The sequence below is a fragment of the Bilifractor sp. LCP21S3_F8 genome, assembly GCF_052117805.1.
Lineage (GTDB): Bacteria > Bacillota > Clostridia > Lachnospirales > Lachnospiraceae > Bilifractor.
Map to the genome: position 1 here is coordinate 1 of NZ_JBQKIK010000001.1, position 24,793 is coordinate 24,793.

A 24,793-nucleotide genomic window follows, 5' to 3' on the forward strand; every position below is an offset into this window, starting at 1 on the left:
TCCGTAATTCGCTGGCAAAGGCGGGTTTAGCGGCATAAAGATCCTATCTGATTGCCTGTATTATTGAGTTTTCAAGGTGCGAAGCCCATTTTTGCTATGGGAAGTTTTAGTAAATATGACTTTAATTCCGAAGTCGATGCTCCCTTGACCCTTTATGCTAAATATGTGCCCAAGACAGATACCGGGTATTCAGTTCGTTATTGGATTGAGTATCAGACGGATGCTACCTCCAATGACGGAAGAGGGAGCTGGGGATATAAATTTGTCGGAAGGGAATCACGGACGGGGACAACCGGAAGCAACGCTGAGTATGACGGTGATTATATCTTCAAAGCGCCGGTTAATCTTGTTCAGTATGGATATAGACTGAATCCAGAAAAAACAAAGACGATTCCGATTGCAGCTGATGGAACAACTATATTGGATGTCTATTATGACTGCAAGGCATATAATATTGAATTTCATTTCCCTGGGCCTGATGGCGAACAGCATACAGTTTCAGACGAGAATGTCAAGTTCAGTGCAAGCCTGGCATACCTGTGGAAACAGATATATGACATTATGCCCAAAGATAAATTGTTCGATGGAAATCACAGATTTGCGGGTGGTCCCGATACTAGATTTGTTGATGATGATAGTGAGCTGTCAACTATGTTGGATAGAGGTAACAGCGTATATAACTATCAGGGTATGGGGACCGAAAATTCCTTCTATAATGTATTTTGTGAGACGCTCCATGGGAAGGCGCCTAATGGTCAAACAATTGTACGTAACGTATCGCGCAGAGGATCGGGTGATACCCGCAGCTATTATTTGCATCATTCAGGAGCATTTACTTCAGGTGGAAATGGAGCATTAGACAACGGAGATATTGGCGTAGAGGGCTTCACGCCGGCATTAGATCTATCTGATGGCCATTATTTGGTTTATAAGAATGGAAAAATTGTCGTTTGGTACAGGTATCACCAAGGCTGGGATGATGTTCACCAACTTGTGAATGAGAATGGAAAAGGAGTCAGCTATTGGGGAAAAGACATGCCGCTTAATATATATCTGACACGTAATATCTATACGATTACGTATCATACGGCAGGAGGCCCTTCAATAGATACTGCTTCTGTTCCTTACGAAGATGATGTCAGACAATATGAACCGAAAGAGTACATCGCCGGAAATACACAGATGACTGAGGGTAATCAGAAGCTTGTATTTGCGGGATGGTATAAAGATCCCAGATTAACGGAGCCGTTTGATTTTGACATCACAATGCCGGCATACAATCTGGAACTGTATGCAAAATGGGAGCCAATCAAGTATACTGTTACCTTCGACACAGCAGGCAGCTCAACGATCGCACCCATTAAAAATATTGCATATGGCAGCACAATTGAAAAACCGGCTGATCCGGTTTATGAAGGAAGAATTTTCCTTGGATGGACGCTGAACGGCGAACCTTACAATTTTGCCGACGGGGTCACAGATGACATCACATTAAAGGCTGAATGGAGAAGTATCAAGGCATATCAGGTAACCTATGACTTGAATGGCGGTTCGGGTACGACTCCTGTGGATGATACAGCCTATTATGAAAACGGCAGAGTTGTGGTCGCAGATGCAGGCAGCATCAAGGCACCGGACGGGAAGGTCTTCCTTGGCTGGAAGTGCAGCGGCGATGGAAAAATCTATTATCCGGGCGGCGTAGCACCCATGAAATTCGGTGGAATGACATTTACCGCACAGTGGGGTGATGCCGATACAGCAATTTCCATGAAATATGATTTTAACTTTAAGTCTTATGGAATTGCGGCGGAAGGCAATGAGAGTAAGACCGTTAACGGAATTACGAACAACCGGAGAATAACACTTGCTGATTTTGATACCATGGGGCAGACTCCGAAAGGATGGAGGTTTGACGGCTGGTATCTTGATGCTGATTGCACAGACGGTCCTTACACGGATGTTTTGGTGGATCGGAATGATGAAGAGAAAAATGTTGTATATGCAAAATGGACAAAGATCTCTTCGGATGTCACGCCGAAGCACCATCATCACCATCACCATGGCGACGGTGACAGTCAGAGCGATCGTGTGGAAAACAATGCATTGATTCCCAAGGCAGTTAATGCACAACCAGCCTCGAATCCTCCTGCAGACAGCACCGAGGCGACCGCAGTTGAAAGCGCAGTGAGGCCTGTAGAGACGGTGACCGCTGACAAAGATCAGAAGGTTTTAAGCGCTTCAAGAGGTGCAGGTGCACCTGCAGGACGTTCTGCCGTATCCACAGGTGATAACAGCCAGATAATTATTTTCGGGATTGTATTTCTGATTGCCGGTGCAGGCTTGGCAGTTCTGCTCATGAAAGGATTCCGCTGACCGATGAACAGTGCGAAAAGCTTCTGAGTGCCGTAAAGGATCGAGAGACAACGTATACATTTGTTATGCTGGGCTTATATGCGGGTCTGCGGAGAGAAGAGATTCTGGCGCTTCAATGGGACTGTGTTTTCCTGGATGCGGATGCACCGTATTTGTCCGTGCAGCGTGCATGGCATACGGAAAATAATCATCCGGTGATCACGGATGAATTGAAGACCACTTCTTCACGCAGAAATATTACGCTTCCGGATTGTCTGTTTGAATGTCTTTCGAAAGTGAAGGAGCATTCGACTTCGGACTTTGTGATTGCTAACGATAAAGGTGACCCGCTTACTTATGGGCAGTTTAAATTGCTTTGGAAATATATCGATACAAGAACAGCCGGTGAAAAGCATTACTTCAAGTATGAAAATGGCGTCCGGGTAAAGCATACGTTTGAGGCAAAACTGGGAGAGAAGGCTGGACATAACGGACATGTAGTTTACAGTCTGGATTTCAAGGTGACAGCACATCAGCTGCGTCATACGTATATCACGAATCTCATCCATGCAGGTGTGGATCCGAAGACAGTGCAGTATTTGGCAGGACATTCCCGCAGCAAGATAACGATGGATATCTATGCCAAGGTCAAGTATCACCAGCCGGATCAGGTCATCAATCAGCTTCAGGATGCATTTGACGAGTGGGAAGACGAGGATTGATTCCTACTAATATATTAGAAAGAAGGGCGAGGGGAAAATTGATGCCTTCGCTCTTTCTTTATGCCCTGAATCGACATCCTTAAGCGATCCGGTTTGTTCTGATACAAAGAAATTGTTGGAAAAAGCCAGAGCGAAAGGAGTGTGATCAGCAATGGCAGAGAGAGTTGAGAGAAAAAGGAGTGTTCCTAATTATGGGACGCATGTAATTCATGGACATTCATACTATCGGACAAGAATAAAGGATATCAACGGAAAGGTTCGCCCACTTTATGCAAGTACGCCTGAAGAACTATATAAGAAGGAGAAAGAGCTCCGGGATGAATTGTTCCGAAGAGAAAATCCGACAGTCAGAGAATACAGTGAAAAATGGCTGGAAATGCAGTCGCCCAGGTTGTCTTATGCAACGATGAAAGGCTATCAGAATGCGATTAAAAATTACATAGTCAAACCGCTTGGCGATATGTATATGTCAGATGTCCGGTTGGATGATCTGAGAGTTGCGATGGTGCCAATCTCACAGATGTCATCGAAGACTTATGATCATGTAAATATGCTGATCAAACAAATCTTCAAGTCAGCATTGAGAAGCGGATTCATTGACTATGATTCTTCTGAGGAGCTGCCGGCAAGAGGCGGCGTTCCAGTGAAGCCGAGACAGGCTCTGACAGATGAGCAGGTGAAGACACTACTTGCTTCAATCAAAGAAACGCCGGTCTACCTTTTTATCCTGATTGGTCTGTATGCAGGGCTTCGCCGGGAAGAGATCCTAGGGCTGCAATGGGATTGTGTATTTCTGGATGCAGAAACGCCGTATATTTCTGTGCGGCGGGCGTGGCGCTCAGTCCACAACCGTCCGGAAGTAACAGAAAAGCTGAAATCCAAAGCTGCCAGGAGAGATATCCCGATACCGAAAATATTGCAGAAAGCTCTGCAGAAGGAAAAAGAACTTGGAAAGGGTAATTATGTCATTACACCGAAGGAAGGAGATGGTCCAATATCTTATTCGCAGTACACCCGGATCTGGGATTACGTAAAAGTGAGATCGACCCTGGAAAGAAGATGTTACAAATACGTCAATGGCCAGGCAATCAGGACGACAATCCAGCATAAAAAAGGGGAGCCTGTCCGCAACAATCACAGCATTCACTGCGACATTGATTTTTACGTATCACCGCATATGCTGAGACATACCTACATCACGAATCTCATCTATGCAGGTGTGGATCCGAAGACGGTGCAGTATCTGGCAGGGCATGATAACAGCAAAACAATGATGGATATTTATGCCAAGGTCAAGTATAATGACCCAAGAAAGCTTTCTTCCGTTGTGAAGGAAGCACTTGATAGAAAACCGTCAAATAATACGGACAGCCAGAAAAAATAAAAAATTTAGGCCATTTTCCCAGTTACGTAAGTGGATAATTCCAAGCAGAAATGGCTTAAAATAAGGAAAATTGAGCATTTCATCAATGAGTACGGTCTCAAGAAGGCTCGTCGCGCTCCGCAGTTCTCAAAGAGATAATCAAACAGACTCCCCGCGGAATCTGTTATCAAGGCTCTCTGCTGTCAAGGCGGGGAGTCTTTTTGATTACCGCAGCTGCGCTGCGGCCTGCTCGTCACTGCGGACTCGCAGGTACTCGCGGAAGATGTGCCACAGGCACATCTTCTGATCGCTCGTACAGTTCTCAAAGAGATCATCAAACAGACTCCCCGCGGAATCTGTTATCAAGGCTCTCTGCTGTCAAGGCGGGGAGTCTTTTTGATTACCGCAGCTGCGCTGCGGCCTGCTCGTCACTGCGGACTCGCAGGTACTCGCGGAAGATGTGCCACAGGCACATCTTCTGATCGCTCGTACAGTTCTCAAAGAGATCATCAAACAGACTCCCCGCGGAATCTGTTATCAAGGCTCTCTGCTGTCAAGGCGGGGAGTCTTTTTGATTACCGCAGCTGCGCTGCGGCCTGCTCGTCACTGCGGACTCGCTTTTTTGTTCTAACAGCTATGCGCGTTTTCATATACTTTTTGGATTTCCTCCGGCAAGTGGTCGGGAATCAGTGCCTTTAGTCTGTCCTCACTGCCGTCCTGGATCGCCTGCTCATAATACCAGCACTTGAATTTCAGCATATCCAATACCCGGTTCATGTGCGCAATCTCTGCGTCCATGTGGGCTTTCCGCTCCTCAAACATGGCCTTGCGCTGTGGATAGGTGGACGGCCCTTCTACACACCAATCCATGAATTGCCGGATGTCCTTGATCTCCATGCCGGCCTTTTTCAGACATTCAATGACCCGGAGTGCTTCAATCTCCGTGTCACCGAATTTGCGGATGCCGGATACTCGTTCCATGTTCGGAAAAAGTCCCTGCTTGTCATAATAGCGCAGCGTTGAGATAGGCAATCCGAACATCTCTGCCACCTGTCCAATTGAATACATAAATTTTCCTCCGAAAATTTTCAAAAAATATCTTGACCTAAAGTTAGGTTTAGGCGCTACCATGAGAATACTACAGAGAATATCAAAATGCAAGGAGTGTTCTACGATGAATAAAAAGGTACTAATCATTTCCTCAAGTCCCCGTAAGGGCGGCAACTCCGAAACGCTGGCAGCAGCATTTGCCAAGGGCGCACGGGAGGCAGGTAATCAGGTAGAAACTGTATATCTGCGGGAAAAGCAGGTTGGCTTCTGCAAGGGATGCCTCGCCTGCCTGAAGTTGGGGCACTGCGTCATCCAAGACGATGCCGTGGAAATTGCCGCCAAAATGCACGATGCAAATGTGCTGGTGTTCGCAACGCCTGTCTACTATTACTGCGTCAGCGGTCAGCTCAAGACTATGCTGGATCGTGCCAACCCGCTGTTTGATACGGACTACGCCTTTACGAAAGCCTATCTGCTTGCAGCGGCGGCAGAGGACGCACCGGAAACCTTTGCGGGTACAGAGAAAGCCGTGCAGGGCTGGGTGGACTGTTTCCCCCGCTGTGCGCTGGCGGGCACAGTGTTTGCGGGCGGCGTAAATAGCGCGGGAGAGATCGCAGGTCATGCCGCACTGGAGCAAGCTTATCAGATGGGCAGGGAGGTGTGAGCCATGGCAGTTAAACAAACGGCAGGCAGAGAGGCTTTGGGGGAATTTGCTCCCAAATTTGCGGAATTGAATGATGATGTACTGTTCGGGCAGGTGTGGAGCCGGGAAGACAAGCTTTCCCTGCGAGACCGCAGCATTGTAACAGTGGTGGCGCTGATGGCGCAAGGGCTGACGGATTCGTCTTTTCAGTACCATCTGACAACTGCAAAGAACAACGGCGTGACGAAAACGGAAATTGCGGAGATCCTGACCCACGCGGCATTTTATGCGGGCTGGCCCAAGGCGTGGGCGGCCTTCCGTATGGCAAAGGAGGTATGGGCGGAGGACGATGCTGCCGACGCAAAAGCCAAGCATCAGAATGAAATGGTCTTTCCCATCGGCGCACCCAATGACGCCTTTGCGAAATATTTTATCGGGCAAAGCTATCTCGCACCGCTTTCTACGCAGCAGGTTGGCATTTACAATGTGACCTTTGAACCGGGCTGCCGCAACAACTGGCACATTCATCACGCCAAAAGCGGCGGCGGACAGATTCTTGTCTGCGTAGCCGGGCATGGTTACTATCAGGAATGGGGCAAACCGGCACAGGAGCTGCGCCCCGGCGATGTAGTAAATATCCCTGTGGGCGTCAAGCACTGGCACGGTGCTGCGCCGGATAGCTGGTTCTCTCATCTGGCGGTAGAGGTTCCGGGGGACGAAACATCCAATGAATGGTTGGAAGCCGTGGACAACACAGTATATTTTAAGGCAACAGGCAAGGAGGTCTGAATATGGAAAAACTGAATTTAACACAGGAATGGGATAAGGTGTTCCCGAAAAGTGACAAGGTGGATCACAAGAAAGTAACCTTTCACAACCGCTATGGCATCACACTGGCGGCGGATATGTATACGCCAAAGAGTGTGGTGGACAAGTTGCCCGCTATTGCCGTCAGCGGTCCGTTCGGCGCGGTAAAGGAGCAGTCCTCCGGTCTGTATGCGCAGAAAATGGCAGAGCTTGGCTTCTTGACGATTGCCTTCGATCCGTCCTACACCGGCGAGAGCAGCGGTACACCCCGCTATGTCGCTTCGCCGGACATCAACACCGAGGATTTCTGCGCAGCGGTAGACTTCCTTTCCGTGCAGGAGAATGTTGACCCGGAGCGCATCGGTATCATCGGTATCTGCGGCTGGGGCGGCATGGCGCTCAATGCCGCAGCCATTGACACCCGCATCAAAGCTACTGCGGCTATGACCATGTACGACATGACCCGTGTAACGGCCAACGGATATTTTGATGCTGAGGATTCTGAGCAGGCACGCTTTGAGAAGAAAAAAGCCATGAATGCACAGCGCACCGAGGACTATAAAAACGGCAGCTATGCGCTGACGGGTGGTGTGGTTGATCCGCTGCCGGAGGACGCACCGCAGTTTGTAAAGGACTATTATGCCTACTATAAGACGCCACGTGGCTATCACTCCCGCAGCCTGAACTCCAACGGCGGTTGGAATGTGACCTCCTCGCTGTCGTTCCTGAATATGCCGATCTTGCAATACAGCAACGAAATCCGCTCTGCCGTGCTGCTGGTACACGGGGAAAAGGCGCACTCCCGCTATTTCAGCGAAACAGCGTACAGCAAGCTGACCGGCGATAACAAGGAATTGCTCATTATCCCCGGTGCAAACCACACTGACCTTTACGATCAGATGGATATTATTCCGTTTGAAAAGCTCAACGCATTCTTTACGGAGTATTTGAGATGAAGCGGCATATTATGTGTTTTTGCGTAAGCATCTGAAGGAAGGCGTATATCAAGTTTCTGCTGTTCTGCATCGGATGTACTGAAACGAAATATTTAAGCCATTGAAGAATCGGAATTTGTCTACGATACGTGTAGGTTTGTCAATGATGTGTTACCCATAAAGAAAAGCATTTAGGAAGTAGTCCGGAGATTTCCGGTTAAGTGGCCATGACTTTTTGCTGTACTGAGATCCATTGACATTTGCACACACCAATGCTATGATTTTAAATATTCACTCGGAGGGTGAGCTGTTCGTGGAAACAACAGCCGGATAAGGCGCAGATTGAGATGTCTGTCCCTTGTTCGGCTTTTTTGCGTTCAGAGGCGGATTTTAATGGATTTTCTTTACGAAAATATCAAACAAATTTATTTTGGGTATATTGCTGTGGCCTTTGGCAGTACACGGATCTCATCTGTTTACTCGATTGTGGATATGGCGATGATGGGGCAGTATCCGGGACCGGATGGTACAGCTGCTCTTACTGTGGCCGCGCTTTGGGGTAAATAGCAGGAAGTTGTGGGGGAATATGGTTATGTCAAAAGATGAGTATTTGATTACCGATACGCCGCTGAAAGCGCTGACGGTTTTTGTAATGCCGATGATTCTCGGCAGCTTTTTTCAGCAGGTATACAATATGGCTGATTCCATTATCGTCGGTCAGTTTGTTGGCTCCTCCGCACTGGCGGCGGTTGGTGCCTGTGCAGCCCTGACGAATGTTTTCATTTGTGTGGCACTGGGGGCCGGTGTTGGTGCAGGTGTGCTTGTGAGCCGCTATTTCGGTGCCAAAGAATATGGCAAAATGAAAACCATTGTTTCTACATCATTGATCAGCTTTTTGCTTCTGAGCATCATCCTTGGTGTCTTTGGATTTTGCTTTTCTCATGCGATGATGAGCGGATTACAGACCCCTGCCGATATTCTGAAGGAAGCGGTACTATATTTACGGGTCTATTTTGTGGGTTTCCCGTTTTTGTTCATGTACAATATTCTTTCTACCATGTTCACATCCATCGGTGAATCAAAAATTCCGCTGGGGCTGCTGATCTTTTCATCGATCTTGAATATTGTGATGGATCTTTGGATGGTAGCCGGTCTGGGGCTTGGCGTGTTCGGCGCGGCACTGGCAACCCTGATTGCCCAAGGAATTTCCGCTGTGTTCTCGCTATTGATTTTCCTATATCGGATGCGGCGGTATAAGAGCGCCTTTGTCTGGTTTGACAGGTGGGAGCTGCGCTCGATGCTTCGAATTGCCGTGCCGTCAGTTCTCCAGCAGTCTACCGTGTCTATCGGTATGATGATCGTACAGGCAGTGGTCAATCCCTTCGGCACACAGGCGCTGGCAGGATATGCGGCAACGATGCGGGTGGAGAATGTCTTTTCTCTGATTTTTGTGTCCATCGGCAATGCGGTTTCTCCATATGTTTCCCAGAACCTTGGCGCAAACAAAACGCAGCGTATCAAAAAAGGCTACCACGCAGCATTGGTGCTGGATGTGTGCTTTGCAGCCATTGCCTTCCTTGTCATTGAAACGCTGCACACGCAGATTTCCTCGCTGTTCCTTGGAAAAGACGGAACAGCTCTGGCTTATCAGGTGTCTGGGGATTATATGAGGTGGATCGGTTACTTCTTTATCTTTATGGGAATTAAAATGGCGACCGATGGAGTTCTTCGCGGACTTGGAATCATGCGCCCATTCCTTATTGCCAACATGGTAAACCTTGCGATCCGCCTGTCCGTGGCTTTGATCTGTGCGCCGCGTTTTGGCATTGAATTTGTTTGGCTTGCTGTGCCTGCAGGCTGGCTTGCCAACTTTTTGGTTTCCTATGCGGCACTCAGAAAATCCTGGCCAATGGATAAAGCGGCGAGCGCTCTCTAATACCCGGTGTATAATAAGATTACAAGAAAATAAAAATTTCGCGATTTCGTGGGTTTACCTATGGGCTTACTGAGAGAGAAAAGCCCGAAAAACCGCATGAATACTGGACTTTTTGGATCAAGGTCAGGTGAGTACGGCCTGTTCGTCACTGCGGACTCGCTTTTTTTGTTCGGATATGACAGCTGGAAGCTCGGGAGGTTTTGGTTGAAACAGAAATTAGATTTTGGAACAGAAAAGTATATCCAAAAAAAATCCTGAAGTTCTTGTGGGGATTGCGATAATAGAATAAAATATATACATAGGGTAAACTAACACGAAACAAATATGCAATACATGATAGTATAACTGGTTTATGACACGGCTGGCTCCGTGCCGGGCACTCCCTGAAGGGAAGGAGGAAATGCGCGGTGACAAAATCTTCTCTGAAAAAGCTTCGCGTTTTTCTGTATGTGCTTCTTTCCGTCCTGGCGGCGATGGCGCTGCGGCAGGCTGCTTACCGGACCGATGGCGTATTGTACCGGATCAGCGGCATACTTCGTCCGGGCATTTATCTGGTTTTGTTTCTCGTTTGGGGGATTTCGATCCACATACGGATCATTCAGATTCAGGTGCGCCGTTATCTCATCGTTATTTCTGCTCTCATCATATTCTGGATTGCCGTCAGAACCATCCGGTATTCGCTGGAGAAAGGTGTATGGCTGATCCGGTTCCTGTGGCACCTGTACTATGTTCCCCTGCTGATGATTCCGCTGCTGGCAGTGTTTATCGCGCTGTCGCTGGGAAAAGGAGAAAATTTCCGACTGCCGAAGTGGACAGCATTGTTTTATATACCAACGGTGCTGCTCCTGATGCTGGTTCTGACCAACGATTTGCATCAGATCGTATTCATTTTTCCTGCCGACGCTGTGGTGTGGATGGATGATTATAATTATGGCATTGGTTACTTTCTGATTGTCGTCTGGATGATGTTATGCAGTGTAACTGCTCTTGTGATCATGCTGATTAAATGCCGGATTTCGCACAGCCGCAAAGTCCTGATATTGCCCTTTCTTCCGGTCATCCTTGCAATGATCTACGGCACGCTGTGGGTTTTAGATTCGTTCGGTATTGTTCAGCTGTTATGGCTGAGGATGCTTGCCGGTGATATTACCATTGTATATTGCCTGCTGTTCTCGGCAACGCTTGAAAGCTGTATCCAATGTGGCCTGATCCAGAGCAATACCGGTTACGACGAACTGTTTCCGGTCAGCAGGCTCGGAGCGCAGATAACGGATGCTGAGAATAATGTCTGTCTTGCAAGCCTCAACGCAGTCACGCTGACGGAGGAACAGAGGAGAAAGGCAGGGGACGAGGCCATCCTGGCAGATAAGAATACGCTTGTCAGGAGTCAGCCGATCGGATTCGGTCATGTTCTCTGGCAGGAGGATGTTTCTGAACTGACCGAAGCCATCGATCAGATTGAGGATAACTGCTCGGAGCTTGCGGAACGTAACCGTATCCGGCGGAAGAATCTGGAAATGAAGAAAAGGATTCTTGCCCTTCAGGAGAAAAACAGGGTAAATGATCTGCTCCAGAGCGAAACAGAGCGGCAGATGGATCTGATCGAACGGATTCTGGAAAATTACGAGACAGAAACGGATGGCAGCAGATGCGGCCGGCTTCTGGCGGGCGCGGCGGTAATCGGCGCCTATATCAAACGATACGGCAATCTGCTGCTTATCCGCGAGCGCAGTTCATCCGCGGATATCCAGGACCTGTCCAGGTGCTTTGAGGAATCCTTTATGAATCTGGAGCTTCTCGGTGTGAACTGTCTCTATACACTGCCATCGGGGGTTCCGCTTGCAACCTCGGATATGCTTCGGGTGTATCGGAGCTTCGAGACGATAACGGAGTCCTGTTTGTATGACCTCACCAATGTCTGGATTCATCTGCGGAACGATGCGGGCGGTTATCTGCTGCATATGGAATTTGTCTGCGAGACGGATCTGACGCAGTTTGCGCAGATCGCTGATTTTTTTTCGGCCGAAGACAAGGGAACGTATCGCTTTTCGTTCCGAATGCGGAAAGGCGGGGTGTGATCATGTGGATTGGAAAAGCGGCAGAACGGATCCGGCATCAATATGCACTGCGTACTGCCGTAAAAGAAGCACTCGACACACTTCCGGCAGCAGTTTGCTATTTTAACTCCTCCGGATCAGTGAAATTGTGCAACCCGGTCATGTACAGGCTGTTTCGAAAAATGGCACAGAGTGATCTTCAAAGCTACCAGGAGCTGAAAAGTGCACTGGACGAGTGCGATTCATCGACTGGTATTGTACGGGACGGAAATGTCTTTCTCTTCCCCGATGGAAGCGTATGGAAGTATTCGGAAGCTCCGGTCAAAACGAAATATGGAAAGATCTATATAGAGACGGTGTTCATCGATGTGACTGAATTGTATGAAAGGCGGCAGGAATTAAAACGTCAGTCAAAAGAGCTGAAAAAGATGTATGAGGAATTGAAAAATCTGTCGGATCATATGAAGGAAGCAGCCAGGGAACAGGAAATTTTGAACATGAAATCACGGCTGCATGACCAAATGAACCTCGGAGTCACCGCGATACGGCAGATGTTGCGCAGCGGTACTACTTCTTCGGAAAATTCTGCAGCAGTCGTGCAGTTTCGCCGCGCCATTCAGGTGCTGCAGGAGGAAAACAGCTGCCCGCAGGACGGCCTGACGGAGTTTATCCATGATGCAGCGGTATCCGGTATTCATGTAAAAATAACAGGGCAAATGCCGAAAGAAAGGGAGACACTGGAGCTGTTTTTGAAGATTATGCGGGAAGCATGTGTCAATGCAGCTCGACATGCGGATGCCACAATACTTTTTGTGGAAGTAGAGCGTGGGCAGGGTTGGCACATGCTTCGCGTGACCAATGACGGAAGGCCGCCGGAAGAGGCGGCTGCGCCGCGGGGCGGTCTGGCGGATCTGGAGAGACTCGTTGTGAAAGAGGACGGAAGGATGGAAATCTGTTGGCATCCGTCGTTTGTTCTGACCGTGAGGCTGCCGGATAGTGACGCCGTCGGGTCGTGACAGGGCTGGGCGCTGAGGCTGCCGGACTGTGATGGCGTCAGATTGTGAGATCGGGAGAGAACAGGAGGGGGCAGTATGACGAAGGTTTTGGTCATTGATGACCAGCGGATTGCCAGGGAATATATGGAGAATATCGTGAAAAATGGCGGAGACTACGAACTGGTGGGCAGTCTGTCGAAAGCGGACCTTGCAGAAACCGTCTGCCGCAGGAGCAGGGTCGATCTGGTGCTCATGGATGTCTGTACCCATAGTACGAAAGACGGTATCGACACAGCTTCCGAGCTACGCAGACAGTTTCCGGAATTGAAAATCATTGTTGTCACCTCGATGGTTGAGGAGAGCTTTATCAAGCGTGCGCGAGAAGCAGGGGCGGATAGCTTCTGGTATAAAGACGTCAGTCCGGAGGACCTGCTGACCGTCATGGATGCGACTATGCAGGGCAGACAGATCTGGCCTGCGGAGACACCGGCGGTAAAGATCGGCATTACGACCAGCAATGATTTGACGGAGACTGAAATCAAGGTGCTGCGCCTGGTCTGTGAAGGGCTGGAGTACAGCGAAATCGCAGAACGGCTGCACTACACGAAAGACAATGTAAAGTATCATATTCGAAACATTCTGCAGAAAACAGGCTATGCAAACAAGACACAGCTCGCCATTGCCGTTACAGGAAAACAATATATTATACCGAAGCTGTTTGATTGAAAGGATGTCTGATTTATTAAGTCCCCGGTTTATTTTGATGTGTACCCGGAATTCCGGATACATATCAGAGTAAGCCGGGGATTTTTGTATGTAACTTCAGGCGGTTTCGCTTTTGTAAAAGGTACAGATTCGATAACTTTACCCTTATGGGTAGGGAAGGAAAAATTCGCTGCTCTTATAATGAGGATGTACAGAAAAAACGCATTGTCTCATGTCCGGGGTCGGATATGAATCAGAACATTTGGAGGTAAGGATATTGCGTCGGGTCGTGATTGATATGCAGAATATGCTGTTTGCGGATGCGATAGCGGAAGCATTGCGTAAATTTGATTCTGATTTTGATCCGGTCATGAGTGAAAGTCCGGACAAGACTCTGGAATTATGCAATGCCATACTGGCGAACATTCTGGTTATGGAGGTTACCGCTTATGCGCCATGGATGCTGGAGGGAAGAATGCGAATTCGTGATGCGCTGAAGAACAGCAATCCGGATTGCAAGGTGGTGCTGGTAGTTGATGAGAACACGGAGAAAAAACTGGCGGACCGGGTCAGACAGGCCAAAAAAGATGGTCTGATTGACAACTTTATCTATGGATCGGTTTCTTCCAGTTATCTGTCGGCAGTCATTGACGCACTGTGACAGAACAAAAATCGAGACGGGAGGTAATGGTATGGGACTTATCAAAGCAGGAATCGGGGCGCTTGGATCTACATTGGCAGACCAGTGGAAGGAATTTTTCTATTGTGATGCGCTCCCCAATGATGTTCTAATGAGACGCGGGCAGAAACGGATCACCGGGCGTTCTTCCAATACCAGGGGAAATGACAATGTGATCTCAAGCGGCTCCGGCATCGCCGTGGCGGATGGTCAGTGCATGATCATTGTGGATCAGGGTGAAATTGTCGAGGTCTGTGCCGAGCCGGGAGAGTTTACCTATGATACATCCTCGGAGCCCAGTATCTTCAGCGGGAGGTTCGGGGAGAGCCTGAAGGAAAGCTTCCGCACGCTTGGGAGGCGTTTCACCTACGGCGGCGACACGGGCAGGGATCAGCGTGTCTACTATTTTAATACAAAGGAGATCCTGGACAATAAGTTCGGAACGGCAAATCCGATCATTTTTGAAGTCGTGAATAAGCGGATCGGCATGAGCCGAACGGTTCAGCTGCGGTGCAATGGAGTATATACCTATGTGATCTCTGATCCGCTGGTTTTTTATAAGCGGCTCTGCGGGAATGTCGCGGACGAATATACCCGTGACCAGATTGACGCGCAGCTCAAGACGGAATTCATTGACGCGCTTCAGCCGGCCTTCGGAGCGCTCGCCGAGCAGGAGCTCAGGCCTGCACAGATTCCGGCCAAATCCGGAGAATTGAAAGCCGCGATGAACGAGGCATTGCGGCAGGAATGGATCGACAACCGCGGCATTTCCGTCGGGAAGATTGCACTGAATCCGATTACGCTGACCGAAGCCGATATGAAGAAGATCAACGAGATGGAGGATGCGGCTACGGTGGGAACCAATCCGTTTATGATGGCAGGCCGGGTGACAAATGCGACAGCGGATGCCATGGAGACTGCCGCAGGAAATTCTGCCGGGGCCATGACCGGTTTCCTTGGTATGGGAATGGCCGGCATCGGAAGTCAGGGCGGATTCGGTGCGGCGCAGAACCTGTACAGCATGGGACAGCAGATGCAGGCACAACAGGCGCAGTCTCAGCAGATGCAGTCCGGGCAATCCCGGCAGCCGCAGACCGCAGCGCCTGAACAGAACAGCTGGAAATGCAGCTGCGGAGCAGTGGTGACCGGGAAGTTCTGTCCGGAGTGCGGCGCGAAGAGACCGGAGCCGGTACCGGCAGGGGCATGGAAGTGCAAATGCGGGGCCACGGCGACCGGAAAGTTCTGCCCGGAATGCGGCTCACCGAGGCCGTCGGAGGAGGTTGGCTGGACCTGTTCCTGCGGAACGGTAAATAAAGGCAGGTTCTGCTCAAATTGTGGCGCCCCAAAACCTGCAGGCGCACCGGTGTACCGGTGTGACAAGTGCGGATGGGAGCCGGAGGATCCGGCGCACCCACCGAAGTTTTGCCCGGAATGCGGGGATCCTTTTGACGACAGCGACCGGAAGTAAATCTTGATGAGGGGAGGGAAAGCTATGAAGAACCAGGGACAGACATTTTTGAAGGTCACATCGATTTTAATGGTCATCGGTGGAATTATCGCCTTGCTCGCAGGAGTATTTGCAATTCTGGGAGTCAGCGCACTGGCGGCACTGATGGGGAGTGCGGAAGGAACCGGACTTCTCTATGCCGGCTCCGTTCTTGCAGTGGTCACCTCGGCAGTTGAGATTCTTGCAGGCGCAAAGGGCCTCAAAGCGTGCAGGCTGCCGGAAAAAGCCGGCGAGTGCGTGATCCTTGGTATTGCGATAGTGGCCCTCAGCATGATTTCTATGGTGGTCAGTGTGAAAGGCGGAGGGGAGTTTAAAATCATTAACCTTGTGGTCAATCTTCTGGTACCCGTCTTATATATCCTTGGAGCGGTAAAAACAAAACCGGCTGCAAGGGCGTGACAGGGAGCATAAAAGGACGTTTATAAACAAGAGGACTGCTGTTTCGCGGAAGCCCTCTTGCATGGGCGGCAGATATAGAAAGCATGTAGGGAGGAAGCGCATATGAGTGCTTTACAGGAATATAAATGTCCGTGCTGCGGAGGCGCAATTGTCTTTGACAGCGGGACGCAGAAAATGAAATGTCCGTTTTGCGATACGGAATTTGAAGTAGAAACCCTAGAAGCCTATGCCGGGGAACAGGCCTCCGGCCGGGAAGATGAGATGAACTGGGAAACAGCCGCAGGAGGAGCGTGGCAGGAAGGAGAAGCGGAGGGACTTCGCACTTATGTGTGCCAGTCGTGCGGCGGTGAGATCGTAGGCGATGAGAATACCGCGGCGGCATCCTGTCCGTTCTGCGGGAATCCGGTGGTTATGACGGGGCAGTTTTCCGGCGCGCTGAAGCCGGATTATATCATTCCGTTCAAGATGGACAAGAAGGCTGCGAAGGAAGCGCTTCAAAAGCATTACGGTGGAAAGCGGCTTCTTCCCAAGGTGTTCAAGGATCAGAATCACATTGATGAGATCAAGGGCATATACGTGCCGTTCTGGCTTTTTGACGCGGAGGCGGAGGCGAACATCCGATATAAGGCGACAAGCGTCCGGACCTGGAGCGACAGCAACTATCAATACAAGGAGACCAGCTACTATTTAGTCACCCGGGGCGGGGAGATTGGCTTTGAGAGGGTTCCTGTGGACGGCTCTTCCAAAATGCCGGACGATCTGATGGAGTCGATTGAGCCGTTCCTGTTTTCCGATGCGGTAGATTTCAAAACAGCTTATCTGGCGGGATATCTGGCAGATAAATATGATGTAGATGAAGAACAGAGCATAGAACGGGCCAATGCCAGGATCAAACAGAGCACGGAGAAAGCCTTTGCGGATACGGTCAGGAACTATACGAGTGTGGTTCCGGAAGCAGGCAGCGTAAAGCTTCGGGGCGGAAAGGCAGCCTATGCGCTCTATCCGGTGTGGATGCTCAACACCACCTGGAATGGAAAAAACTACACCTTCGCGATGAACGGTCAGACCGGAAAACTGGTGGGTGATCTCCCGGTAGATAAAGGCGCAGCCCGTAAATGGACATTAGGGCTGACAGCTCTGTGCAGTGCCGCGGCCTACGGGATTATCTGGCTTCTGCATCTGGCGAGAATTTTATAGGGAGGGCAGACTGATGAAAAAGCGTATTTTTTCGATTTTTCTTCTGCTCGCACTTTGTCTTGGCATGGCAGTGCCGGCTTTTGCAGCGGACAGTGGAGAAGAAACAGGCGGATTCGCAGACGCATATCACCGTCTGCAGGATCAGGCCGCTGTTATAACAGAAGAAGAGGACAGCGAGATTCAGCAGCTTCTTGATCAAGACAGCACAGAGCTGAAATTTGATCTGTGCATTGTGATTGTAGAGAGTCTGGAGGGCCGGACCGCCAGAGATTATGCGGATGACTGGTATAATTCCTGCCAGTACGGCTATGGAAGCGATAAGGATGGAGCTCTGCTTCTGATCAGCACAGAGGACAGGGACTGGGCAGTTTCCACGCACGGATATGGAATTACGGCTTTTACAGACGAGGGCATTCAATATCTCGGAGAGCAGATGAAAGGAGATCTGTCTGCCGGGAACTATACGGAAGCCTTTCGTACGTTTGCCCGTCTGGGCAGTTCGTATGTGACGCAGGCAAGAGAGGGCAATCCGTTCGATAAGTCTGATATTCCCCGGAAGCCGTTGTCTGCGGTCTGGTTTTTGGTCTCCGTGGCAATCGGCTTTGTGACAGCTCTGCTTATCGTAGGCTCCATGAAACAGCAGCTGAAGACGGTCCGTGCCCAGGCTGCAGCGGGCAGCTATGTGAAGGAAGGAAGTATGATCGTGACGGAAAGCAAAGATCTGTTCCTGTATCACAAGATTGAACGCACGGAAAAAGCAAAAAATAATGGTTCTGAAAGCAGCACGCACACATCGTCTTCCGGGACAATACACGGGGGAGGCGGTGGAAAATTCTAGGAGGAAACGAAAGGCAAGACGATCCTGTCGGCGTTTTTAGAAGAGCTTATACAGCACACCTTAAGAAATCTTAATGTTTTATAAAGGGCTCCTTTAGGGAGCCCTTTTATAGTGTATGCATAGATTGATACATTTCAAGAGCTTCACATGGCTGTCTGCAGGATAGGCTATGTGTGAAGAACGATGAAAAGGAAAGAAATATGCATACAATTTTGGAAAAATTTGAGGAAACCGTGAATGCGTTTCCGGATCAGATCGCGGTAGAAGATGCCGACAGGCATTACAGCTGGAAGAAGCTGCGGGATGCGGCGCAGAGGGCCGGAACAGTTCTTTCGTCAATCGGATGCCAGCGAAAACCGGTGGTCCTGATGATGGAAAAATCCTGTGAAGCGCTTGCGCTTCTGTACGGTGTGCTGTACAGCGGCGGGTTTTATGTTTTTGTAGATACGGCGCAGCCGGATGAACGGATCCGGAAGATCATAAAGAAGCTGAATGCGCGGGTTGTGGCTGCAGAAGAGGAGCAGAAGCAGCGGCTGCTTGCGATGGGCTATGACGGAGAGGTCCTGGAACCGGAAAGCATGTTCAAAGGAGAGATCAGGAGGCGGGAACTGGATAGGATTCGGGAGGAGGCGAAAGCGGAGGATACGCTTTATGCGGTCTTCACATCCGGATCGACCGGAGAACCGAAGGGAATCGCCGTGAGCCATGACGCGGTGGCAAGGTTTATCGGACATTTCACAGAGACGTTCAATATCTGCAGGGAAGACATTCTTGGAAATCAGGCGCCTTTTGACTTTGACGTTTCGGTGAAGGATATTTTTTCCTCCTGTCTGACCGGAGCCAGACTGGTTCTGGTGCCGAGAACGTATTTCGCAATGCCGCGGCAGCTCATCGATTATCTGTGTGAGAAAAGGGTGACCATATTGATCTGGGCGGTTTCGGCTCTGTGCATGATTTCTCAGTTCGGAGGCTTTGACTACCGGGTGCCGGTGAATCTCGGGAAGGTGATGTTCAGCGGCGAGGTCATGCCGATGGCGCAGCTGAGGATCTGGCAGGACGCTCTTCCGAAAACACAGTTTGTGAATCTTTACGGGCCTTCCGAAATCACCTGCAACTGTACCTACTATCCGGTCCCCAGGTATTTCTCAGGGAGTGTTCTCCCGATCGGGACAGCTTTTCCGGGGAGGAAGGTTTTTCTGACAGACAAGGATCAGGAGGAGGTTCATAGCGCAAATGTCTCCGGTGAAATCTGTGTGAGCGGAGAATCACTGGCGGACGGGTACTATCACGATCCGGAGAAGACAGAACAGACCTTCGTGGTCAGAAACGGCGAGAGAATCTACAGAACCGGTGATATCGGGTATTTTGGAAATGATGGGCTTCTGTATTTTGTGGGGCGCAAGGATTTCCAGATCAAGCATATGGGCCACCGCATCGAGCTCGGGGAAGTGGAAAATGCCATCGCGCAGATTGCAGGTGTGCAGCGCGCCTGCTGCATCTTCGACAAAAATCACAACTGCGTCTACGGGTTTTATCAGGGAGCACCTTCCGCCAGTGAGGTGAGAAAGGAACTGAAACAGAAGGTGCCTTCGTATATGGTTCCGAATAAGTGGAGGAAGGTGGAGGCCTTTGCACTCAGTGCACATGGAAAGATTGACCGCAATGCCCTGAGGCTGTCAGTCGGAATATGAGGTGAGTATATGGACAACAAGATCATCAAGATATTGAAAGATCAGGCGGCAGTCACAGACAGTCCCTTTTATCTCTTTGACCTGGACACCTTCCGCGAGAATATCAGACGGATCCGGAGAGAAACAGGAAATGCGGCGAAGCTCTGCTTTGCCATGAAATGCAATCCGTTTCTGATGCCGCTTGCGGCACTGGAGGTCGACCGGATCGAGGTGTGCTCGTATGGGGAGTACTGCATTTGCCGAAAGGATGGTATCGATCCGGGAAAGCTTCTGATTTCCGGTGTTCTGAAGAAGCCGGTGGAACTGAAACGTATTGTGGAAGAATGTGGGAGCAAGGCAGGATATACGGTGGAGTCGATGGGGCAGTTTGCGATGTTAGCCGAACTTGCCAGGAAACGCCGGGAGAAGCTCAGGGTTTATATCCGGCTTACGAGCGGCAATCAGTTCGGACTGGACAGGGAGAGCGCGAACACAGTTTTTAAGCTGGCAGGAATGACTCCATATCTGGAAATTGCAGGTATCCATTATTATTCCGGCTCGCAGAAGAGAAAGGCAGCAAAGCCGGTGAGGGAACTGGAAAAGCTGGACCGGCTGCTTCTGGAGCTGCAGGACAGATTTCACGTCACGATTCCGGAACTGGAATACGGTCCCGGGATTCCTGCCCGTTATTTTGAGGATCAGCCGGAGAAGCTGGACGAGTCGTTTTTCAAAGAAATTCGAAAAGCGATTGCGGATATGACATGGAAGGGCCGCGTGACGATGGAAATGGGACGGATCTTTGCGGCATCCTGCGGGTACTATGTGACGAGAGTCTGCGACATCAAGTACAGCGGAGAAACCGGTTATGCCATCACAGACGGTGGAATGCATCAGATGAACTACGACGGTCAGATACGTGGAATGTATCATCCATTCGTCACCGTGCTGAAAGAGAATGACAGGAGGCGGGAGAACGGCAGAGGGAGGGATGGGGAGAAGCACAATCCGTCCGCCAATGGCAACTGGACCGTCTGCGGCTGCCTGTGCACGGCAAACGATGTTCTCTGTGCAGAACAGGATCTCGGCCCGCTGAAGGTCGGCGACATACTGGCGTTTGGAAATGTGGGGGCCTATTCCATGGTCGAGGGCATGGCCCTGTTCCTCAGTCATGAGCTTCCGGCAATCTTCTCCTATTCAAAGGGTGAGGGGAGCAGATGTCTGCGGCAGCCGAGGGAGTGCTGGGAATGGAACAGCGGAAGAACAGAATAAGTGAAGAAAAGAGGAAAATATCATGAGTGAAATCGAGTCAAAAATCAATGAAATCTTAATGGAGCAGGACGACAGTATTAATTATGAGGAAGAAAAGCATCTGATCGACGACAGGATCCTGGATTCCTTTGCGATTATCTCCCTGATCTCAGATCTGGAGGAAGAATTCGATGTCCGGATCAATGCCGTAGAGATGATGCCTGAAAACTTCAATTCCATCAAGGCAATGGCGGCGATGATCCGGAGACTGCAGGGCTGACGGCATGGGATACAACACCTTACCTTATCTCGTGCCGTTTCTTCCGCTCTCCCTGATCGTGTATCAGGTGAGCGGAAGGAAATTCCGTAAATATGTGCTGCTGATTGCTTCATGGATCTACTTCTTCCTCTGCAGCAGAGAGCTGATTCTTTATCTGCTTCTGACATCCGCCGGCGTCTGGCTGGCAGGTCTGGCCATGGACCGGGCCGGGAGCCGGAAGCATCTGAAAACCTTTCTTGTTGTGGTCAGCGCAGGCGGCCTCTTCGGAATTCTCCTTTATCTCAAATACATCAACTTCTTTATCAATACCGTGAATCTAGCCATGGCCGGGAAGAGCGGCTGGACGGCGATCCCGTTCAGACATATGCTGATTCCCATCGGAATCTCGTTCTATACGCTGGAGGCGGTGGGATATTTGCTGGAGGTGTACTGGGGACGGCTTGAGGCGGACCGGAGGTTTGACAGAGTCGCACTGTTTCTGGGATTCTTTCCGCAGACGATGGAAGGACCCATTGCCAGGTATCAGGATACAGCACTGCAGCTGACAGCGGGAAATCCGGTGACGGAGCAGTGGGTGTTCGACGGAGTGACTCGTATCCTCTGGGGCATGTTCAAAAAGATTGTGATCGCGGACCGTCTGTCTGTGATCGTTACCGAGCTGTACCACAATCATTTGGCTTATGACGGGGTGATGATTCCGGTGGCGGCGGTGTCTTACGCGCTGCAGCTTTATATGGAGTTTTCCGGTGTCATGGATATCGTCATCGGTTCCGCCGGTATGTTCGGCGTAAAGCTGCCCGAAAATTTCCGGCAGCCGTTTTTCTCACAGAGCGCTTCGGAGTTCTGGAGAAGATGGCATATCTCGCTTGGTATCTGGCTGAAGACCTATGTCTTTTATCCGGTGACGACCTCGGATCTCACGATGAAGTGGAACCGGTTTGCCAGAAAAAAATTCGGAAAATACATTGCAAAGATCGGCACGTCCTTCCTTGCGCTCACGCCGGTATGGCTGTTAAACGGACTCTGGCACGGGGCAAGCTGGAATTACATCTTCTATGGCATCTATTATCTGGTGCTGCTGATGATGGAAGTGATTCTGGAGCCGGTGAAGAAGGTCTTTTACAGGCAAACAGGCTTTCAAAAGAACGGACGCTTCTGGACCTGTTTCCGGATCCTGCGCACCTGGCTGATCATTTTTACCGGAGAGCTGTTCTTCCGCGCGGAGGGTCTGCGGGCGGGCGTATCGATGTTCCGCAGCGGGTTCCGCAACTTTGGAATACAGCGTCTGTGGGACGGCACCCTGCTGAAGATGGGACTCGATAAGGCAGACTGGATCGTGATCCTTGCAGGGATTGCGGTTGTATTTGTGGCAGATCTGTTAAAAGAGAAGCAGATAGACGTGAAGGCGGTGCTCGCGAAGAGAAGCCTTCCGGTGCGCTGGGCTGCCTTTTATGCCCTGATTTTTGCGGTGCTGATATTTGGCGCCTACGGATCTGGGTACCGGCAGGTAGATTTGATCTATGCGGGATTCTAAGGCGGAGACAAAAAATGGACATCAAAAAAATATCAATCAAAGAAAAAGCAGGGTTTGTGATCGGACTGCTTCTGCTCCTGGCTCTTGGATCGTTTCTGCTGAATTCGTATGCCATGAACGTGCTGGGAATGAGCTCGCTCAAGCGGCATGCGGCCGTTGTCAAACTTCAGGAAGAGAAGGCTGACACAATCGATGTTCTGGTCATCGGAGACAGTGAGAGCTATACTTCGATTTCACCCCTTCAGATCTGGAGGAATACCGGTTACACGGCCTTCGTGGGTGGTCAGTCCGGTCAGACAATGAATGAGACGCTTACCATGCTGGAGACCGGATTGCATACCCAGAAGCCCAAGGTGGTGCTGATGGAGACCAATGTGCTTTTCCGGTCGGGCAAGGATCTGGATCAGCTTCAGGATCTGGTAGCGGCCAGGACGGCCTCCTTTCTTCCGATTTTTCAATATCACAATCTGTGGAAAAATGTTATCATAAAGCCGAGGATAGAGCCTGTTCACATGAACAACAAGGGATTTGAAATCAGAACCGCGATCCGACCGTATCAGGGGACAGCTGACTACATGCAGGGGGATTCGAAGGAAACGTCCATCTCCTGGCTGAATGGGAGAGTATTTGACAGAATCGTGGAGCTGTGCAGGGAAAATGGAATCCGTCTGGTGCTGTACAGCGCCCCGTCCCCGGTCAATTATACATTGGGAAAGCATAACCGTCTGGAGAAGCTTGCATCTGAAAAGAAGCTCCTCTATATCGATATGAATATGAAGAGTAAGGAGATCGGGATCGATTGGAGCAGAGATACTCTGGATGGAGGGGATCATCTGAACATTTCCGGAGCACAGAAGACAACGGCGTATATGGAATCCATCCTAAAAGCCTTCGACCTGACAGACCACAGAATGGACGCTTCCTATCACGACTGGGAAGAACTGTCCCGGACTTATCAGGAGCAGGCTTCCAAATACACGAAACAGATCCGGGAGAAAAATACTGCCGTCGCATTGACCGCTGAGCAGAGTGTGAATCTGTAAAATGCTCACACGATACGTTGTTCCACATCCTGTATTAGCTGTGGATTGCCTTGTGATAATTTTTAAAAGGGAAAGGGATTCATAGAGTATGGAGGAAAAACAATATACGATATTAATTGCGGAGGATGACGCAGATATCATTGAGGTGCTGAAGCTTTATCTCGAAAACCAGGGATATCGGATTCTTTCAGCGGAGGATGGGGCGGCTGCCTTTCGCCTGATAGAAAAAGAGAAGGTCGATCTGGGAATTTTCGACATCATGATGCCGAAGATGAATGGCTTTGAGCTGATCCGGAAGGTGAGGGAAAAGTATAATCTTCCGATCATTGTGCTGTCCGCGAAGAAAGAGGACAGTGACAAGATTCTCGGACTCGATCTCGGTGCGGATGATTATCTGGTCAAGCCATTTAATCCTCTGGAGGTTGTGGCGAGGGTAAAGGCAGCCTTCCGAAGATTTTATGATCTGAACACGGGGACCGATGAAGTGAGGGATCAGGAGGCTCTCCGGTATAAGGGGCTGGAGATCAATATGCAGACGCTCCAGCTCTTTAAGGATGGAGAAGAAATCAAGGTCACACCTACAGAGATCCGGATTCTGATGCTGCTGATGAAGAATCCGGGACGGGTCTATACAAAGGTACAGATCTATGAGTACCTTCGCGGGGCATACTTTGAGAATGATGAAAATACGATCATGGTCCATATCTCAAATCTTCGGGATAAGATCGAGGAAGATCCGAAAAAACCGGAGTATCTTCTGACGGTTCGCGGACTGGGATATAAGCTGGGTGTGGCAAGACAATAGGAAACAGCCTATGCGAAAAAAAATCAAT

The 24,793-nt window shown here is 49.9% G+C and carries 21 protein-coding genes and 1 pseudogene; 21 read left to right on the top strand and 1 reads right to left on the bottom strand.

The window, feature by feature from the left end; all coding sequences use genetic code 11:
• The first annotated feature begins 1,035 nt into the window (after positions 1-1,035).
• The 3 genes and pseudogenes from ACTQ3A_RS00005 to ACTQ3A_RS00015 all read left to right on the top strand — a co-directional run bounded on the left by ACTQ3A_RS00005 (position 1,036) and on the right by ACTQ3A_RS00015 (position 4,458).
• Positions 1,036-2,373, top strand: coding sequence for an InlB B-repeat-containing protein (locus ACTQ3A_RS00005; protein WP_441495222.1), 1,338 nt, complete (start codon positions 1,036-1,038; stop codon positions 2,371-2,373).
• Positions 2,343-3,074 (top strand): annotated as a pseudogene (locus ACTQ3A_RS00010) (site-specific integrase); the annotation flags it as partial. The gene ACTQ3A_RS00005 and the pseudogene ACTQ3A_RS00010, both read left to right, overlap by 31 nt.
• A gap of 151 nt (positions 3,075-3,225) precedes the next feature.
• On the top strand, positions 3,226-4,458 hold the full coding sequence (locus ACTQ3A_RS00015; protein ID WP_441495178.1) for a tyrosine-type recombinase/integrase: 1,233 nt from the start codon (positions 3,226-3,228) through the stop codon (positions 4,456-4,458).
• 606 nt (positions 4,459-5,064) lie between these two features.
• Here the strand turns inward: ACTQ3A_RS00015 and ACTQ3A_RS00020 are convergent.
• Positions 5,065-5,505 (bottom strand): MerR family transcriptional regulator, encoded by a 441-nt coding sequence (locus ACTQ3A_RS00020; RefSeq protein WP_441494257.1) that lies wholly within the window; start codon positions 5,503-5,505, stop codon positions 5,065-5,067.
• A 106-nt stretch (positions 5,506-5,611) separates the two neighbouring features.
• Here ACTQ3A_RS00020 and ACTQ3A_RS00025 point away from each other — a divergent pair, with 106 nt between their 5' ends.
• From ACTQ3A_RS00025 to ACTQ3A_RS00110, 18 genes are all read left to right on the top strand, one after another.
• Positions 5,612-6,151, top strand: a complete 540-nt coding sequence (locus tag ACTQ3A_RS00025; RefSeq protein WP_441494256.1) for a flavodoxin family protein — start codon at positions 5,612-5,614, stop codon at positions 6,149-6,151.
• A 3-nt stretch (positions 6,152-6,154) separates the two neighbouring features.
• Positions 6,155-6,919 (top strand): carboxymuconolactone decarboxylase family protein, encoded by a 765-nt coding sequence (locus ACTQ3A_RS00030; protein WP_441494255.1) that lies wholly within the window; start codon positions 6,155-6,157, stop codon positions 6,917-6,919.
• Positions 6,920-6,921: 2 nt separating this feature from the next.
• Positions 6,922-7,893 carry an alpha/beta hydrolase gene (locus ACTQ3A_RS00035; protein WP_441494254.1) on the top strand — a complete coding sequence of 324 codons (972 nt, stop codon included), beginning with the start codon at positions 6,922-6,924 and terminating at the stop codon, positions 7,891-7,893.
• Between the two features lie 571 nt (positions 7,894-8,464).
• Complete coding sequence (locus tag ACTQ3A_RS00040) at positions 8,465-9,808, top strand: MATE family efflux transporter (protein WP_441494260.1); 1,344 nt, start codon at positions 8,465-8,467, stop codon at positions 9,806-9,808.
• Positions 9,809-10,215: 407 nt separating this feature from the next.
• Positions 10,216-11,886 (top strand): histidine kinase N-terminal 7TM domain-containing protein, encoded by a 1,671-nt coding sequence (locus ACTQ3A_RS00045; RefSeq protein WP_441494253.1) that lies wholly within the window; start codon positions 10,216-10,218, stop codon positions 11,884-11,886.
• Between the two features lie 2 nt (positions 11,887-11,888).
• On the top strand, positions 11,889-12,881 hold the full coding sequence (locus tag ACTQ3A_RS00050) for a hypothetical protein (protein ID WP_441494252.1): 993 nt from the start codon (positions 11,889-11,891) through the stop codon (positions 12,879-12,881).
• Between the two features lie 75 nt (positions 12,882-12,956).
• Positions 12,957-13,586: a response regulator transcription factor gene (locus tag ACTQ3A_RS00055; protein WP_441100724.1), complete on the top strand. Its 630-nt coding sequence runs from the start codon at positions 12,957-12,959 to the stop codon at positions 13,584-13,586.
• A 316-nt stretch (positions 13,587-13,902) separates the two neighbouring features.
• On the top strand, positions 13,903-14,226 hold the full coding sequence (locus tag ACTQ3A_RS00060) for a hypothetical protein (protein WP_441495205.1): 324 nt from the start codon (positions 13,903-13,905) through the stop codon (positions 14,224-14,226).
• 31 nt (positions 14,227-14,257) lie between these two features.
• Positions 14,258-15,712 carry an SPFH domain-containing protein gene (locus tag ACTQ3A_RS00065; RefSeq protein ID WP_441494251.1) on the top strand — a complete coding sequence of 485 codons (1,455 nt, stop codon included), beginning with the start codon at positions 14,258-14,260 and terminating at the stop codon, positions 15,710-15,712.
• 24 nt (positions 15,713-15,736) lie between these two features.
• A complete protein-coding gene (locus tag ACTQ3A_RS00070) occupies positions 15,737-16,150 on the top strand; it encodes a hypothetical protein (RefSeq protein ID WP_441494250.1) in 414 nt (137 codons plus the stop codon).
• A 102-nt stretch (positions 16,151-16,252) separates the two neighbouring features.
• Complete coding sequence (locus ACTQ3A_RS00075) at positions 16,253-17,347, top strand: hypothetical protein (protein WP_441494249.1); 1,095 nt, start codon at positions 16,253-16,255, stop codon at positions 17,345-17,347.
• Between the two features lie 13 nt (positions 17,348-17,360).
• On the top strand, positions 17,361-18,185 hold the full coding sequence (locus ACTQ3A_RS00080; protein WP_441494248.1) for a TPM domain-containing protein: 825 nt from the start codon (positions 17,361-17,363) through the stop codon (positions 18,183-18,185).
• 200 nt (positions 18,186-18,385) lie between these two features.
• A complete protein-coding gene (locus tag ACTQ3A_RS00085; protein ID WP_441100718.1) occupies positions 18,386-19,876 on the top strand; it encodes an amino acid adenylation domain-containing protein in 1,491 nt (496 codons plus the stop codon).
• Between the two features lie 9 nt (positions 19,877-19,885).
• Positions 19,886-21,124 carry a diaminopimelate decarboxylase family protein gene (locus ACTQ3A_RS00090; RefSeq protein WP_441100717.1) on the top strand — a complete coding sequence of 413 codons (1,239 nt, stop codon included), beginning with the start codon at positions 19,886-19,888 and terminating at the stop codon, positions 21,122-21,124.
• 22 nt (positions 21,125-21,146) lie between these two features.
• Positions 21,147-21,383, top strand: a complete 237-nt coding sequence (locus ACTQ3A_RS00095; protein WP_441100716.1) for an acyl carrier protein — start codon at positions 21,147-21,149, stop codon at positions 21,381-21,383.
• A 4-nt stretch (positions 21,384-21,387) separates the two neighbouring features.
• Positions 21,388-22,917, top strand: coding sequence for an MBOAT family O-acyltransferase (locus ACTQ3A_RS00100; RefSeq protein WP_441494247.1), 1,530 nt, complete (start codon positions 21,388-21,390; stop codon positions 22,915-22,917).
• Between the two features lie 14 nt (positions 22,918-22,931).
• Positions 22,932-23,960: an SGNH/GDSL hydrolase family protein gene (locus ACTQ3A_RS00105; RefSeq protein WP_441494246.1), complete on the top strand. Its 1,029-nt coding sequence runs from the start codon at positions 22,932-22,934 to the stop codon at positions 23,958-23,960.
• Positions 23,961-24,048: 88 nt separating this feature from the next.
• Positions 24,049-24,765, top strand: a complete 717-nt coding sequence (locus ACTQ3A_RS00110; RefSeq protein ID WP_441494245.1) for a response regulator transcription factor — start codon at positions 24,049-24,051, stop codon at positions 24,763-24,765.
• The last annotated feature ends 28 nt before the right edge of the window (positions 24,766-24,793 follow it).